Genomic DNA, 12961 nt, shown 5'->3' with positions numbered 1-12961 from the left:
GGCCCGGCGTCAGCCGTTGTTGCCGGAGGCCAGCTCGCGGCTGCGGTCGCGGGCTGCCTCCAGGGCGGCGATGAGGGCCGCGCGGACGCCGTGGTTCTCCAGCTCGCGGATGGCGTTGATGGTGGTGCCGGCGGGGGACGTGACGTTCTCCCGCAGCTTCACGGGGTGTTCGCCGCTGTCGCGGAGCATCGTCGCGGCGCCGATCGCGGACTGGACGATCAGGTCGTGCGCCTTGTCGCGGGGCAGGCCGAGCAGGATGCCGGCGTCGGTCATCGCCTCGACCAGGTAGAAGAAGTACGCCGGGCCCGAGCCGGAGAGCGCCGTGCAGGCGTCCTGCTGGGATTCGGGGACGCGGAGGGTCTTGCCGACGGCGCCGAAGATCTCCTCGGCGTGGGCGAGGTGGTCCGCGGTGGCGTGGCGGCCGGCGGAGATGACCGACATGGCCTCGTCGACGAGGGCGGGCGTGTTGGTCATGACCCGGACGACGGGGGTGCCCGCGGTGAGGCGCTCCTCGAAGTGCGCGGTCGGGATGCCGGCGGCGCCGCTGACGACCAGGCGGTCGGCGGGGACGTGCGGGGCGAGCTCGTCGAGGAGGGCGCCCATGTCCTGCGGCTTGACCGTGAGGATCAGGGTGTCGGCGGTCTTGGCGGCTTCCTGGTTGGTGACCGGGGTGACGCCGTGACGGGCGCGGAGCTCGTCGGCGCGCTCCTGGCGGCGGGCGGTGACCAGGAGGTCGGCGGGGGCCCAGCCGGCGCGGATCATCCCGCTGAGCAGGGCTTCGCCGATCTTGCCGGTGCCGAGGACTGCGACTTTCTGGGTCATGGCTGGGGTGCCCTCCGGGGGTGGGTCGTCCTGGGCGTGATTGTCCCATCCGGGGGGTGGGCGGGGTGGGTGCGTCCGGTGGGCGGGACGGGGGTCAGCGCGTGCGGCGTTTCAGGGTGGCCGCGCCCAGGGCGAGGACCAGGAGGGCGCAGGCGGCGACGATCGTGAGGTCGCGCAGGAAGGCGGTCGTGAGGTCGGCGTGGCGGAGGACCTCGTTCATGCCGTCGACGGCGTACGACATGGGGAGGACGTCGGAGATCGCCTCCAGGACGGGGTGCATGGCGTCGCGCGGGGTGAACAGGCCGCACAGCAGCAGCTGGGGGAAGATCACCGCGGGCATGAACTGGACCGCCTGGAACTCGGACGCCGCGAACGCCGAGACGAACAGGCCGAGGGCGGTGCCGAGGAGCGCGTCGAGCAGGGCGACCAGGAGGAGCAGCCACGGGCTGCCGGTGACGTCGAGGCCGAGGAACCACACGGCGAGACCGGTGGCGAGGGCGGACTGGACGACCGCGACGGCGCCGAAGGCGAGGGCGTAGCCGGCGATGAGGTCGCCCTTGCCCAGCGGCATGGCGAGCAGGCGTTCCAAGGTGCCGGAGGTGCGTTCGCGCAGGGTGGCGATCGACGTGACCAGGAACATCGTGATCAGCGGGAAGATGCCGAGCAGTGAGGCGCCGATGGTGTCGAAGGTGCGGGCGCTGCCGTCGAAGACGTAGCGGAGCAGGAGCAGCATCACGCACGGCACGAGGATCATCAGGGCGACGGTGCGCGGGTCGTGGCGGAGCTGGCGCAGGACGCGGGCGGCGGTGGCGGTGGTGCGCGGCAGGCTGAGGGGGCTCGTGGCGGTCATCGGGTGGTCTCCTCGGGGCGTCCGGCCGCGGCGGCCTCGTCGACCAGGCGGAGGAAGGCGGTCTCGACGGTGTCGGAGCCGGTCCGGGTGCGCAGGGCCTCGGGGGCGCCCTCGGCGAGGAGCTCGCCCGCGCGCAGGAGGAGCAGCCGGTGGCAGCGCTCGGCTTCGTCCATCACGTGGGAGGAGACGAGGAGGGTGGCGCCGCGCTGGTCGGCGAGGCTGTGGAAGAGCTGCCACAGGTCGCGGCGGAGCACGGGGTCGAGGCCGACGGTGGGTTCGTCGAGGACCAGCAGCTCGGGGGCGCCGAGGAGGGCGACGGCGAGGGAGACGCGGCTGCGCTGGCCCCCGGAGAGGGCGCCGGCGAGGGAGTCGGCGTGGTCGGTGAGGTCGACGTCGGCGAGGGCGCGGGTGACGGTGTCGTGGCGGCGGTCGGCGGCTGCCCGGCCGGGGTCGAGGACGGCGGCGAAGTAGTCGAGGTTCTGGCGGACGGTCAGGTCGTCGTAGACGGAGGGGGCCTGGGTGACGTAGCCGATGCGGGTGCGCAGGGAGGGGTGGCCCGCGGGGCGGCCGAGGACGTCGAGGGTGCCGGTGACCTTGGCCTGGGTGCCGGCGACGGCCCGCATCAGGGTCGACTTGCCGCAGCCGGAGGGGCCGAGGAGGCCGGTGACGCGGCCGCGCGGCACGGTGAAGCCGAGGCCGCGCAGCACGGTGCGGGAGCCCCGGACGACGGTGAGGTCCTGGGCACGTACGGCCGGTTCCTCCGGGGGCCGGGAGGAGTAATTCATCATGTGATGAATACTCCTCCCGGCCATGCGGAGGCGTCAAGCCGTCGGGGGCGCCAAGGCCAGCAGCAGGACGACGTCGTAGGTCTCCTCGACGATCCCGTCCGGGAAGACGCCGAGGACGTGGCGCCGCTCCTCGGCGAGGAAGGCGGCGGAGCGTTCCTCGTCCTGGACCAGGAAGAGGGAGTGGCTGCCGATGTTGGCCAGGTGCGTGTCGACGGGGACGCGGCGGCTCCAGCGCACGGTGCGGCGCGTGAAGTCCAGACGGCCGGAGGGGTCGGCGACGCGGGGGTCGAGGTCGCGCTGTCCGCGGGAGAGGTCCCGGTCGAGGTGACGGCCGGCCCGGGCGGACGCCTCGGCGATCCACGGCACGTCGAGGGCGCTGGTGTTCCACCACAGCGCGAGGGCGCCGCCCGGGCGCAGCACGCGGAGGGCCTCGGGGACGGAGCGGGCGGGGTCGGTCCAGTGCCAGGACTGGGCGTAGGTGATCAGGTCGGCGCTGTGGCCGGCGAGCGGGAGGGCGTTGCCGTCGCCGCGGACGACCGGTGTGCCGGGGAGCCGGCGGCGGAACTCCGCGGCCATGCCCTCGCCGGGCTCGACGGCGACGACGTGCGCGCCGCGTTCGAGCAGACGGGCGGTGGCCGTGCCGGTGCCGGCGCCGACGTCCGCCACGCGGGACCCGGCGAGCGGGCGGCCGGTCAGCTCCTCGATGGCGTCGAACAGGGCGGGCGGGTAGGTGGGGCGGTGGTCGGCGTACTGCGCGGCGACCGCGTCGAAGGAGCGGGCGCGGGCGGTGTGGGCGACCTGGTCGGCCCTCGATGTCGTCATACGTCCATCGTCGCCGCGGGACGGAGCGGAGGGCGGGGGTCCTCCCCGGCGGGGGTTCTCCCCCGTCGTGTCAGGAGTCGCGGCGGCGCTTCCTCGCGGGGTTGCCCGAGCGGCGGGTGACGCGGCGGTCGTACTCCTCGCGGGCCTGCTCGTACTCGGCGCGGTGCAGCTTCTCGCCCGGGGCCTCGGTGAGGGAACGGAAGAAGTAGGCGAGCAGCGAGCCGATGAACCCGATGGACATCAGTCCGCGCAGGGACGCCTGACGGTCGGGGTCGGGGCGGGTGGCGAAGGAGGACCAGGTGTGCCCGAAGGCGAGCGCGCTGCAGACCGCGAACATCGCGACGACGAGCAGCGAGACGAAGCCGCCGATCTCGGCGATCTGCAGCCCTTGGTAGGCGAAGCGCAGCAGGAGGCAGGCGGCGGCCGCGGCGGCCAGCGAACCGACGGCGACGCCGACGCGGCGGGCGGCGTAGCCGCGGGAGTGGTCGACCCAGGTCGTCCCGAAGAAGCGGAGGGGTTCGGGGCGGGGGCCGGCGGGGGTGCCGTTCGGATCGTTCTCTGCTGCGCTCACCAGTCGATTGTGACTCCTCCCCCGCGTGCGCACGCGGGTCCCCCTCCCCTGCCGGGCCCCCGCCGCGGGCCGGCCGGGCACGGCCGTGCCCTGCGGCTGCGGACGAAGCCCCGGGGCACGGTCGTACGGCGTCGGCTCAGCGGACCTCTTCGGCGGCGTACCCGACGAACATCCCCCAGGCGTTCCGGCCGACGGCCAGCCCGGGGCGGGCGACGTCCTTGGAGTCCCTCACACGGACCGTGCGGGAGGAGGCGGCCACCTCGACGCAGTCGCCGCCCTCACCGCTGCTGTAGGTGCTCTTGACCCACGTCAGTTCCGTTGCGCCCTTCACAGTTCTCCCAACAGCTCCTCGACGAAGGCCATGGACTCCCCCGGAGTGAGAGCCTGGGCCCGGATGATTCCATACTGCGCCTCGAGGTCCCGTACGGGAGCCCGGTCGGTGTAGAGCGAACTGCTCTTCTGGACCTCCGCGTACGCGATGCGCTGTCCCGACCTGGTCTCGATCAGGGTGAACGGGCCGGCGAGCCCCGCGTGGTCCTCCCGCCGCGTCGGCATCACCTGGATCTCGACGTTGCGGTGCTGCCCGGTGAGCAGGATCTGTTCCAGTTGCCCGCGGTGCACCTCCGTCCCGCCGATGGGGCGGCGCAGCACGGCCTCCTCGATGACGAAGCTCATCAGCGGCGCGGGCCGGCGGGAGAAGATCTCCTGCCTGCGCATCCGGGCGGTCACCCGCTGCTCGATCGTCTCCTCGTCGAGCAGCGGGCGGCGCATCGTGAAGACCGCCCGCGCGTACTCCTCCGTCTGCAACAGTCCCTTGATCACGTGCGTGTCGTAGGCGTGCAGCTCGACCGCCTCCGCCTCCAGTCGCGCCGCGTCCCGGAAGAACGCCGGGAACTGGGCCCGTGCGACCTCGTCCTTCATCTCCAGCAGGACGCCGCCCGCGTCGAGCAGTTCGTCCGCCACGTCGATGAACCGGGGCGGCGGTACGCGTCTGCCCTGCTCGTACGAGGCGATCGTGGACGGCGAGTAGCCCGTCCGCGACCCGACCTCGGCACGCTCCAGTCCCGCCCGCGTCCGGAACCGCTTCAACTGCCGCCCGAACACCCGCAGGACGCCCGACCCCGGATCCGGCGGTCCGGGGGCTTCCGCCTCCTCGTCCGCCACCATGGTTCCGACAGGGTCCTGTACCCGTTCGCTCATCCGACCGTTCACCTCCGCCGCGCACCGACAACAGCCGGTCGTGCCACGTCGGGTCACGCCCGGCGAGAGCCACGCTAGGAAGCACCGGTTCGCGTCATCGGCGAGATCCCGGGAGTTCACCTGAACGGGAACTCACCTGGCGGGTCCCAGTCCTTCGTCGATGCGGGTGCGCAACGCGCGCAGCGTCTGCCTGAGTTCGGCCGGCTCGATGTCCGTGATGCCGGCGTCGAACGTGAGGAGCAGTCCCGCCAGGCCGGCCCAGGACCACGCGCCGAGTGTGAGGCGGCAACTGGAGTCGGTGATGCGCTCGACCGTCGACCCGCCGGGGGCGAACCGGGCGACGACGGGTGCGGGCAGCGCGAGGAGCGCGGAGCCGCGGCAGGGCCATTCCGCCGGGGTGTCGCCGCGGTCGTGGGTGCTCATGACGAAGGCGGCCGGGTCGCCGTGCGGGACGTCGCGGCGGTCGAAGGTCCTCCCCGTGGGCATGCGCGGTGCGAGGCGGTCGACGCGCATCGCGCGCCAGCGGTCCGTGTCCGGTTCGTACGCGACGAGGTACCACCGTGCCGCCCACACGACGAGGTGGTGCGGTTCGAGCGTGAGCGTCGTCGGCCCGTCCTCGCCGGTGTGGTCCGCACGCAGGACGTGCCGCCGGTGGATCGCGCCGCCGATGACGCCGATGGCCTCGGCGTCGAGGGGTGCTGCGGGGAACTCCCAGTAGTTGCGCGCCGCGGAGACGGTGAACGCCTCGGCGTGGATACGGCTGCGGGCGGGCATCGCCTGCCGCAGCGTGGTGAGGGCGCGGGCCGAGTTCTCGCGGATGCCGGACAGGAGGGTGGGGACGGTCTGGAGCGCGACGGCCGCCGCGACGGCCTGGTCCTCGTCGAAGACGACCGGTGGCAACCGGGTGGCGCGGCCGAGCCGGTAGCCTCCGCCCACCCCGCGCACGGCCTCGATCTCGTACCCGAGCTCCCTGAGCGTGTCGATGTCGCGTCGTACGGTCCGCACGGACGCCCCGAGCCGGGTGGCGAGCTGCTCGGCGGTCAGGGTCGCGCCGGTCCCGAAGACCGACAGCAGCTTCAGCGCCCGCGCGGAGGTGGCAGCCATCGCTCGTTCCCCTCCGCCATTGCGGTCACTCGGTGGCAACTATAGCTGTCAGCGTATCCGCCATGACCGCTTCACACATCCGTCAAGAGGGGACGCGCTCATCCGCGGCCTCCTCACCGCTCGTCTCCGGTACGAGTGCGGGCGCCGCGCTCCTGGTGGTGCTCTTCGGTTCCTTCCTGGACCTCCTCGACGCGACGATCGTCACCGTCGCGGCCCCGGCGATCGCCCGGGACCTGGGGGTCGACGACGCCCAGATCCAGTGGATGATCGCCGCCTACGTCCTGGCGCTGGGCGCGGGCCTGATCACCGGCGGACGGCTCGGTGACCGGTACGGCCGCAAGCGCCTGTTCATGACCGGGCTGGGCGGGTTCATGATCACCTCCGCACTCTGCGCGCTGGCCGCCGGTCCGGGAATGCTCATCGGCGTGCGCGCCGTGCAGGGACTGACCGCGGGCGTCATGGTCCCGCAGGTGTTCGGGATCATCCGGGCCTCGTTCGCCCCCGGCGAGCGCGCCAAGGCGTTCGGCGCCTACGGGCCCGTCCAGGGGCTCGCCTCGGTCGCGGGGCCGCTGCTGGGCGGGCTGCTCATCGACGCCGACCTGTTCGGACTGGGATGGCGCACGATCTTCTGGATCAACGTGCCCGTCTCGGTCCTGGCGCTCGTCATCGGCGCGAAGGTCCTGCCGAAGTCCCGCTCCGCCTCGACCGCGCGGCTCGACCTCCGGGGCGCGCTGCTCGCGGCCTCGGGCATCCTGCTCCTGCTGTTGCCGGTCATCCAGACCGGGACCTGGGGATGGACCACGGGCAGTTACGCCCTTCTCGCCGCCGGCGTCGTCGTGCTGGCGCTCTTCCTCACCCACGAGCGCCGGCTGGCCGGACGCGGGGGCGAACCCGTCTTCGATCCGGCTCTGCTCCGCGTCCGCGCCTTCGCGGCCGGCCTGGGCGCGTCCGCGCTCTTCTTCGGCGGCCTCGGGGCGTTCTTCCTCACGCTGTCGGTCTACCTCCAGGCCGGCACCGGCCGCAGCGCGTGGGAGACCGGCCTGGTGATCCTGCCGTACGCGTTCGGCTCGATCATCACCTCGGGGCTCGGAGTCGCGCTCTCCACCAGGGCCGGGAGGACCTTGCTGATCACCGGCTCGCTCACCGTCGCCGCGTCCCAGTGCGTCCTCCGGGTGGTGGTCGGGGGGAGCGGCGATCCCGGGTACTGGCAGCTCGCCCCCGCCCTCTTCATCGGCGGCCTCGGGCTCGGTCTTGCCGCGCCCGTCCTGGTCAACGTCGTCCTCGCCGGCGTCCCCGCCCGCAACGCGGGCGCCGCGGGCGGGGTGCTCTCCACGGTCAACCAGATCGGCGGCGCCATCGGTGTCGCCGCTCTCGGCACGGTCTTCTTCGGCGCCGTCACCGGATCGACGACCGGTGCACCGGCACCGGCCGACCACGGTCGCGCGTTCGGCCTCGTCCTCGTCGTCTCCGCGGTGCTCTACGCCGTGGCGGCCCTGGTGATGCTCGCGCTCCCCAGGGCCGCGGCCGAGGTCGTCGACCGGTGAACCCGTACCGGGACGCCTCCGCCGGCGCCGGAGGCGTCCCGTGAGGCGAGGGCCTGGCAGCGGGGGGCGACGTAGCCGTCGCTGCCGGTGCAGACGTAGGCGCCCGAGACGTACTGGCCGTTGCCGATGTCCTCCCAGACGTTCGAGGTGCCGTACGGGCCGGTCTCCTTGGACCCCGTGGCCTGGCAGAGGATTCTGACCTGTGAGCCCGGCTGCAGCACCCGGACGACGGTGTAGCTCGTGCCCGGGCCGCTGCGGACGTTCACTTGGTATCCGGGGCGATCGGGTGAGGGCCGGCGGTCGCCGACGGGGAGGCACTGCCGAGCACCGTCATGAAGGCACCGGCGAGGACGGCCGGCAGGGCGTCTCCGCGTCGTGCGGATGTCACGGGTCCCCCCGGGACGTGTGCTGGTCAGGTGCAACGCGAGGCCACGTACAGGACGCGCACGACGGGGCAGCCGGTGCAAAGGCCGCTGCGGACGTCCAGCCGGACGCCGGGCGCGACGTCGTAGGAGGAGACGGCCGCCGCCGGCCCGGCGGTGCCCAGCACGGTGAGGAAGGCACCGGTGAGCCCGGCCGGCACGAACGATCCCCGCTTCGAGAGCGTCATCGGGTCCTCCCGGGGTGTCGGTGGTCCTCAGAAGGAGCAGCGCGGTCGGAAGTAACCGTCGTTGCCGGTGTAGACGTACGTGTCCGAGACGAACTGGCCATTGGCGATGTTGTCCCAGATGTTCGAGGTGCCGTACGGGCCGGTCACCGTGGTGCCCGGGGTCTGGCAGAAGATCGGGACCTTGGCGCCCTCGGACAGCACCCGGACGACGGGGTAGCCGGTGCCCGGGCCGCTGCGTACGTTCAGCCGGACGCCGGGCGCGACCGAGTAGTAGCGCGTGGCGGAAGCGGCGAGCGTTCCCGTGGTGCCGTCCGAGACGTCACCGGGCTCGTTCTCCGCGACGAAGTCGACAGACATGTGTACCTCCCCCGTGTAAGACCCCAGATGTGTACTGGAGTCGTGTTGGTTCCCCCGAGTCGCACGGCACGACATCCGTGCGCAACTCGAACACGGAGGCTAGCAAGCCTCTTCGGTCCCGTACGAGACATCGATTAGGCTCCGTGCGTCGCGCGCGCGTACGAACAGCACACGGGGGAGATCATGGCGTCGCAGCAGGACGCCGGGGCGGGTGCGGAAGCGGAACGCCCCGAGTTTGCCGGTCACTACCGCCTCGAACGCCGTCTGGGATCGGGCGGCATGGGCGTGGTGCACCTGGCCCGCAGCACCTCGGGGCTGAAGCTCGCGGTGAAGGTCGTGCACCCCCAGTACGCCACAGATCCGGAGTTCAGGGGTCGTTTCCGGCAGGAGGTCGCGGCGGCCCGGCGGGTCAGCGGCGCGTTCACCGCCTCCGTCGTCGACGCCGATCCCGAGGCCGGACGCCCTTGGATGGCCACCCTCTACATCCCTGGGCCGACGCTCGCCGACGAGGTGAAGCGGAACGGGCCGTTGGAACCCTTCCAACTGCGGCGGCTCATGGCCGGACTGGCGGAGGCGCTGCGTGACATCCACCGGGTCGACGTGGTGCACCGGGACCTCAAACCGAGCAACGTCCTCCTCTCCGAAGACGGCCCAAAGGTCATCGACTTCGGCATCTCGCGGCCCAAGGACAGCCAACTGCGCACCGAAACGGGCAAGTTGATCGGCACGCCGCCGTTCATGGCGCCCGAGCAGTTCCGCCGGCCGCGGGAGGTGGGGCCGGCGGCGGACATCTTCGCGCTGGGATCGGTGCTGGTGCACGCGGCCACGGGGCGCGGGCCGTTCGACTCCGACAGCCCGTACGTCGTGGCGTACCAGGTGGTGCACGACGAGCCCGACCTGACGGGCGTCCCCGATGAACTCTCCGACCTGGTACGGCGGTGCCTGGCCAAGGCGCCCGAGGAACGGCCCACACCGAACGAGCTGATGGCCGGCCTGCGGGCGGTGGCGGCGTCGTACGACACCCGGGTCTTCATACCGAGTCAGCGCACCGAGGAACCGGCCGGACGGGAGCGGCCGGCGGAGCCACTGTCCGCGGAGCCGGAGACACCGGAACCGGAGACACCGGAACCGGGGGTTGCGGACAAGCCCCGCCCTCAACGCCGACGGGCGGTCTACGGGTCGGCCGGCGCCGTGGTCCTGGCAGCGGTCCTGACGCTGACGGCCTTCCAGGTGTTCGGCGGAAGCGACGCCACTCCGGCCGCCGGCGCCGCACCCGAGGTGACGTCGAGCGGCGCGCTGCCCTGGGTGGCCACTGGCCCTGCCGAGGGGACACCCCGCTGTTCCCGCGGTGCCGGGGCACTGGCCTGTGTCCAGGGAAACAAGGCCTTCGCCCTCGATCCCTCCGACGGCCGGCTCCTGTGGCAGCGGCCCGTGACCGTGACGACCGGGGGCGAGAAGCCGTTCGTGGCGGGCGGTCTCGTCCAGCCGTTCCCGGGGCAGGACGGCTGGCTGGGGGCGCTCGAACCCACCTCAGGGGTGACGGCGTGGAAGCAGCCCACGGCCGCGCACCGGGGCGTGACGGCGACAAGGGACATGCTGGTGCTTGCCGGGACCGACGGCACGGTCACCGCCGTGGACGGCGCGTCGGGCAGTACGGCGTGGAGCAAACCGCTCCCCGGTCACGGCCTCACCGACGTCACCGCCCTCCCGGGCGACGACCTCGTGTACGTGACGAGCCCGTCCGCCGACGGGACGAGCACGAAGGTGACCGCGCTGGACCCGGCCGACGGCGAGGTGCGCTGGGACAGCCGGCTGGACGGCGATCTGGAACCGGTCGGCACGCACGACGGGGAGGTCTTCCTGCTCTCGGCCGAGGGGACCTACGGCGACACGGCGGCCCTCGTTGCCCACGACCCGGGCACCGGGGTCTCCCGCCGGGTCCCGCTGAGCGTCCCGGTCGAACAGGCCCAGGGCGGCTCCCACGGGAACGTCGTCTCGCTCGTGGGCACGGGTGGAACACTCGTCGCGGTCGACGTGCACCGCCGCGACCGCCTCTGGACCCTGGAAACCGGTCTCACCCGCGCCTCCGCCCCCGTGTCCGACGGCCGGCACGTCTTCCTGACCGCGCCCGACGGGCGCCTTCTCGCCGTGGACGCGAGAACCGGGCAACTGGTCGGGCAGACCCCGCCGCGGCTCGGGGACGGCGACCGGGTCGTCGCCGCGCTGCCCGCCCCCGTGGTGGCCGACGGGCGGGTGTACGCCTCCGCCCCCGACGGCACCGTCTTCGCCGTGGACGCGGGCGACCCCGCCGCCTGGTGAGAGGTGGCGGGGTCGTCACGGCGGCGGAAGGCGTTCAGCCCAGCTTGCTCACGTCCCGCACCGCGCCCTTGTCCGCGCTGGTCGCCATCGCCGCGTAGGCCCGCAGGGCCGCGGAGACCTTGCGGTCGCGGTTCTTCGGGGCGTACCGGCCGCCGAGGGCCTCCTCGCGGCGGGCCAGCTCCGCGTCGTCGACCAGCAGCTCGACGGAGCGGCCGGGGATGTCGATGCGGATGCGGTCGCCGTCCTCGACCAGGGCGATGGTGCCGCCCGAGGCCGCCTCGGGGGAGGCGTGGCCGATGGACAGGCCGGACGTGCCGCCGGAGAAGCGGCCGTCGGTGATCAGGGCGCAGGCCTTTCCGAGGCCGCGGCTCTTCAGGTACGACGTCGGGTAGAGCATCTCCTGCATGCCGGGGCCGCCCTTGGGGCCCTCGTAGCGGATGACGACGACGTCGCCCTCCTTCACCTGCTGGGTGAGGATCTTCTGGACGGCCTCCTCCTGCGACTCGCAGACGACCGCCGGCCCCTCGAAGGTCCAGATGGACTCGTCGACGCCGGCCGTCTTGACCACGCAGCCGTCGACGGCGAGGTTGCCGCGCAGCACCGCCAGGCCGCCGTCCTTGGAGTAGGCGTGCTCGGCGGAGCGGATGCAGCCGCCCTCGGCGTCCTCGTCGAGGGCGTCCCAGCGCTCGGACTGGGAGAAGGCCTCGGCGGAGCGCTTGCAGCCGGGGGCCGCGTGCCACAGCTCGACCGCCTCCGGGGAGGGGGAGCCGGCGCGGATGTCCCAGGTCTTCAGCCAGTCCTCGAGGGACGGGCTGTGGACGGCGTGGACGTCCTCGTTGAGCAGGCCCGCGCGGTGGAGCTCGCCGAGCAGGGCGGGGATGCCGCCCGCGCGGTGCACGTCCTCCATGTAGTACGTGCGGTCCTTGGCGACGTTCGGGGCGACCTTCGCCAGGCACGGGACGCGGCGGGAGAGGGCGTCGATCTCGGTGAGGCCGAACGGCACCTCGGCCTCCTGGGCGGCGGCCAGCAGGTGCAGGATCGTGTTGGTGGAGCCGCCCATGGCGATGTCCAGCGCCATCGCGTTCTCGAACGCCTGGAAGGTGGCGACGGAGCGGGGCAGGACCGTGTCGTCGTCCTGCTCGTAGTAGCGGCGGGTGAGGTCCATGACCGTCTCGGCCGCGCGGACGTACAGGTCCTTGCGGGCGGTGTGGGTGGCCAGGACCGAGCCGTTGCCGGGGAGGGAGAGGCCGATCGCCTCGGTGAGGCAGTTCATCGAGTTGGCGGTGAACATGCCGGAACAGGAGCCGCAGGTGGGGCAGGCGTTCTCCTCGATGCGGAGCACGTCCGCGTCGGACACCTCGTCGTTGGCCGCCTCGACCATCGCGTCGATCAGGTCCAGGGTGCGGACCGTGCCGTCGACCAGGGTGGCCCGGCCGGCCTCCATCGGGCCGCCGGAGACGAACACCGTGGGGATGTTCAGCCGCAGCGCGGCGTTGAGCATGCCCGGGGTGATCTTGTCGCAGTTGGAGATGCAGATCAGGGCGTCCGCGCGGTGCGCCTCGACCATGTACTCCACGCTGTCCGCGATCAGGTCGCGGGAGGGGAGGGAGTACAGCATGCCGCCGTGGCCCATGGCGATGCCGTCGTCGACGGCGATGGTGTTGAACTCGCGCGGGATGCCGCCGGCGGCGGTCACCGCCTCACTGACGATCCGGCCGACCGGCGCGAGGTGCGTGTGGCCGGGGACGAACTCCGTGAAGCTGTTGGCGACGGCGACGATCGGCTTCCGGCCGATGTCCGCACCGGGTACACCGGAGGCGCGCATAAGGGCGCGGGCGCCCGCCATGTTGCGGCCGTGGGTGACTGTGCGGGACCTCAGCTCGGGCATCGTCGCTCGCTCCTTCAGACCTTCGGGGAGTCCTCGCCAGAGAGTTCTGACGGCATCGAGCGTACGCCGGTCATCCAGAGGGCGGG

General features: G+C 72.8%; 13 protein-coding genes and 1 pseudogene. 2 read left to right on the top strand and 12 right to left on the bottom strand.

What is annotated here, in order from left to right:
• Nucleotides 1–9 precede the first annotated feature (9 nt).
• The 8 genes from proC to ACWH4W_RS07910 all read right to left on the bottom strand — a co-directional run bounded on the left by proC (nucleotide 10) and on the right by ACWH4W_RS07910 (nucleotide 6157).
• Entirely contained in the window at nucleotides 10–822 is an 813-nt protein-coding gene (gene proC, locus ACWH4W_RS07945; RefSeq protein ID WP_473075099.1) for a pyrroline-5-carboxylate reductase, read from the bottom strand.
• A gap of 94 nt (nucleotides 823–916) precedes the next feature.
• Complete coding sequence (locus ACWH4W_RS07940; protein ID WP_473075098.1) at nucleotides 917–1672, bottom strand: ABC transporter permease; 756 nt, start codon at nucleotides 1670–1672, stop codon at nucleotides 917–919.
• Nucleotides 1669–2460: an ABC transporter ATP-binding protein gene (locus tag ACWH4W_RS07935; protein ID WP_473075097.1), complete on the bottom strand. Its 792-nt coding sequence runs from the start codon at nucleotides 2458–2460 to the stop codon at nucleotides 1669–1671. The genes ACWH4W_RS07940 and ACWH4W_RS07935 overlap by 4 nt, the downstream gene beginning before the upstream one ends.
• Nucleotides 2461–2493: 33 nt before the next feature.
• Nucleotides 2494–3282 (bottom strand): class I SAM-dependent methyltransferase, encoded by a 789-nt coding sequence (locus ACWH4W_RS07930; RefSeq protein ID WP_473075096.1) that lies wholly within the window; start codon nucleotides 3280–3282, stop codon nucleotides 2494–2496.
• Nucleotides 3283–3352: 70 nt separating this feature from the next.
• Entirely contained in the window at nucleotides 3353–3853 is a 501-nt protein-coding gene (locus ACWH4W_RS07925; RefSeq protein ID WP_473075095.1) for an EamA/RhaT family transporter, read from the bottom strand.
• Nucleotides 3854–3989: 136 nt separating this feature from the next.
• A complete protein-coding gene (locus ACWH4W_RS07920; RefSeq protein WP_473075094.1) occupies nucleotides 3990–4184 on the bottom strand; it encodes a DUF397 domain-containing protein in 195 nt (64 codons plus the stop codon).
• A complete protein-coding gene (locus ACWH4W_RS07915; protein WP_473077443.1) occupies nucleotides 4181–5020 on the bottom strand; it encodes a helix-turn-helix domain-containing protein in 840 nt (279 codons plus the stop codon). Before ACWH4W_RS07915 ends, ACWH4W_RS07920 begins: the two co-directional genes overlap by 4 nt.
• 165 nt (nucleotides 5021–5185) lie before the next feature.
• The gene (locus tag ACWH4W_RS07910; protein WP_473075093.1) at nucleotides 5186–6157 is read right to left on the bottom strand and encodes a helix-turn-helix transcriptional regulator; all 972 of its coding nucleotides are present in this window, start codon (nucleotides 6155–6157) and stop codon (nucleotides 5186–5188) included.
• Between the two features lie 62 nt (nucleotides 6158–6219).
• Between ACWH4W_RS07910 and ACWH4W_RS07905 the strand changes: the two genes are divergently transcribed.
• A complete protein-coding gene (locus ACWH4W_RS07905; protein WP_473075092.1) occupies nucleotides 6220–7701 on the top strand; it encodes an MFS transporter in 1482 nt (493 codons plus the stop codon).
• A 56-nt stretch (nucleotides 7702–7757) separates the two neighbouring features.
• On the opposite strand, the pseudogene ACWH4W_RS07900 reads toward ACWH4W_RS07905, so the two are convergent.
• The 3 genes and pseudogenes from ACWH4W_RS07900 to ACWH4W_RS07890 all read right to left on the bottom strand — a co-directional run.
• Nucleotides 7758–8123, bottom strand: a pseudogene (locus ACWH4W_RS07900) (SH3 domain-containing protein); the annotation flags it as partial.
• The gene (locus ACWH4W_RS07895) at nucleotides 8114–8311 is read right to left on the bottom strand and encodes a hypothetical protein (RefSeq protein ID WP_473075091.1); all 198 of its coding nucleotides are present in this window, start codon (nucleotides 8309–8311) and stop codon (nucleotides 8114–8116) included. The pseudogene ACWH4W_RS07900 and the gene ACWH4W_RS07895, both read right to left, overlap by 10 nt.
• 27 nt (nucleotides 8312–8338) lie before the next feature.
• Nucleotides 8339–8668 (bottom strand): SH3 domain-containing protein, encoded by a 330-nt coding sequence (locus tag ACWH4W_RS07890; RefSeq protein ID WP_473075090.1) that lies wholly within the window; start codon nucleotides 8666–8668, stop codon nucleotides 8339–8341.
• A 183-nt stretch (nucleotides 8669–8851) separates the two neighbouring features.
• Between ACWH4W_RS07890 and ACWH4W_RS07885 the strand changes: the two genes are divergently transcribed.
• Entirely contained in the window at nucleotides 8852–10987 is a 2136-nt protein-coding gene (locus ACWH4W_RS07885) for an outer membrane protein assembly factor BamB family protein (protein WP_473075089.1), read from the top strand.
• A gap of 34 nt (nucleotides 10988–11021) precedes the next feature.
• On the opposite strand, the gene ilvD is transcribed toward ACWH4W_RS07885, so the two are convergent.
• A complete protein-coding gene (gene ilvD, locus ACWH4W_RS07880) occupies nucleotides 11022–12875 on the bottom strand; it encodes a dihydroxy-acid dehydratase (RefSeq protein WP_473075088.1) in 1854 nt (617 codons plus the stop codon).
• Nucleotides 12876–12961 lie beyond the last annotated feature (86 nt).

The organism is Streptomyces sp. DSM 120436 (assembly GCF_055778765.1).
This window is presented reverse-complemented; position numbering and strand designations above follow the sequence as displayed.

Excerpts from the sequence above, each read along its gene's own strand:
- proC (WP_473075099.1), bottom strand. The coding sequence starts at position 822 with ATGACCCAGAAAGTCGCAGTCCTCGGCACCGGCAAGATCGGCGAAGCC.
- ACWH4W_RS07885 (WP_473075089.1), top strand. The coding sequence starts at position 8,852 with ATGGCGTCGCAGCAGGACGCCGGGGCGGGTGCGGAAGCGGAACGCCCC.
- ACWH4W_RS07915 (WP_473077443.1), bottom strand. The coding sequence starts at position 5,020 with ATGGTGGCGGACGAGGAGGCGGAAGCCCCCGGACCGCCGGATCCGGGG.
- ACWH4W_RS07895 (WP_473075091.1), bottom strand. The coding sequence starts at position 8,311 with ATGACGCTCTCGAAGCGGGGATCGTTCGTGCCGGCCGGGCTCACCGGT.
- ilvD (WP_473075088.1), bottom strand. The coding sequence starts at position 12,875 with ATGCCCGAGCTGAGGTCCCGCACAGTCACCCACGGCCGCAACATGGCG.
- ACWH4W_RS07890 (WP_473075090.1), bottom strand. The coding sequence starts at position 8,668 with ATGTCTGTCGACTTCGTCGCGGAGAACGAGCCCGGTGACGTCTCGGAC.
- ACWH4W_RS07910 (WP_473075093.1), bottom strand. The coding sequence starts at position 6,157 with ATGGCTGCCACCTCCGCGCGGGCGCTGAAGCTGCTGTCGGTCTTCGGG.
- ACWH4W_RS07940 (WP_473075098.1), bottom strand. The coding sequence starts at position 1,672 with ATGACCGCCACGAGCCCCCTCAGCCTGCCGCGCACCACCGCCACCGCC.
- ACWH4W_RS07930 (WP_473075096.1), bottom strand. The coding sequence starts at position 3,282 with ATGACGACATCGAGGGCCGACCAGGTCGCCCACACCGCCCGCGCCCGC.
- ACWH4W_RS07935 (WP_473075097.1), bottom strand. The coding sequence starts at position 2,460 with ATGATGAATTACTCCTCCCGGCCCCCGGAGGAACCGGCCGTACGTGCC.
- ACWH4W_RS07905 (WP_473075092.1), top strand. The coding sequence starts at position 6,220 with ATGACCGCTTCACACATCCGTCAAGAGGGGACGCGCTCATCCGCGGCC.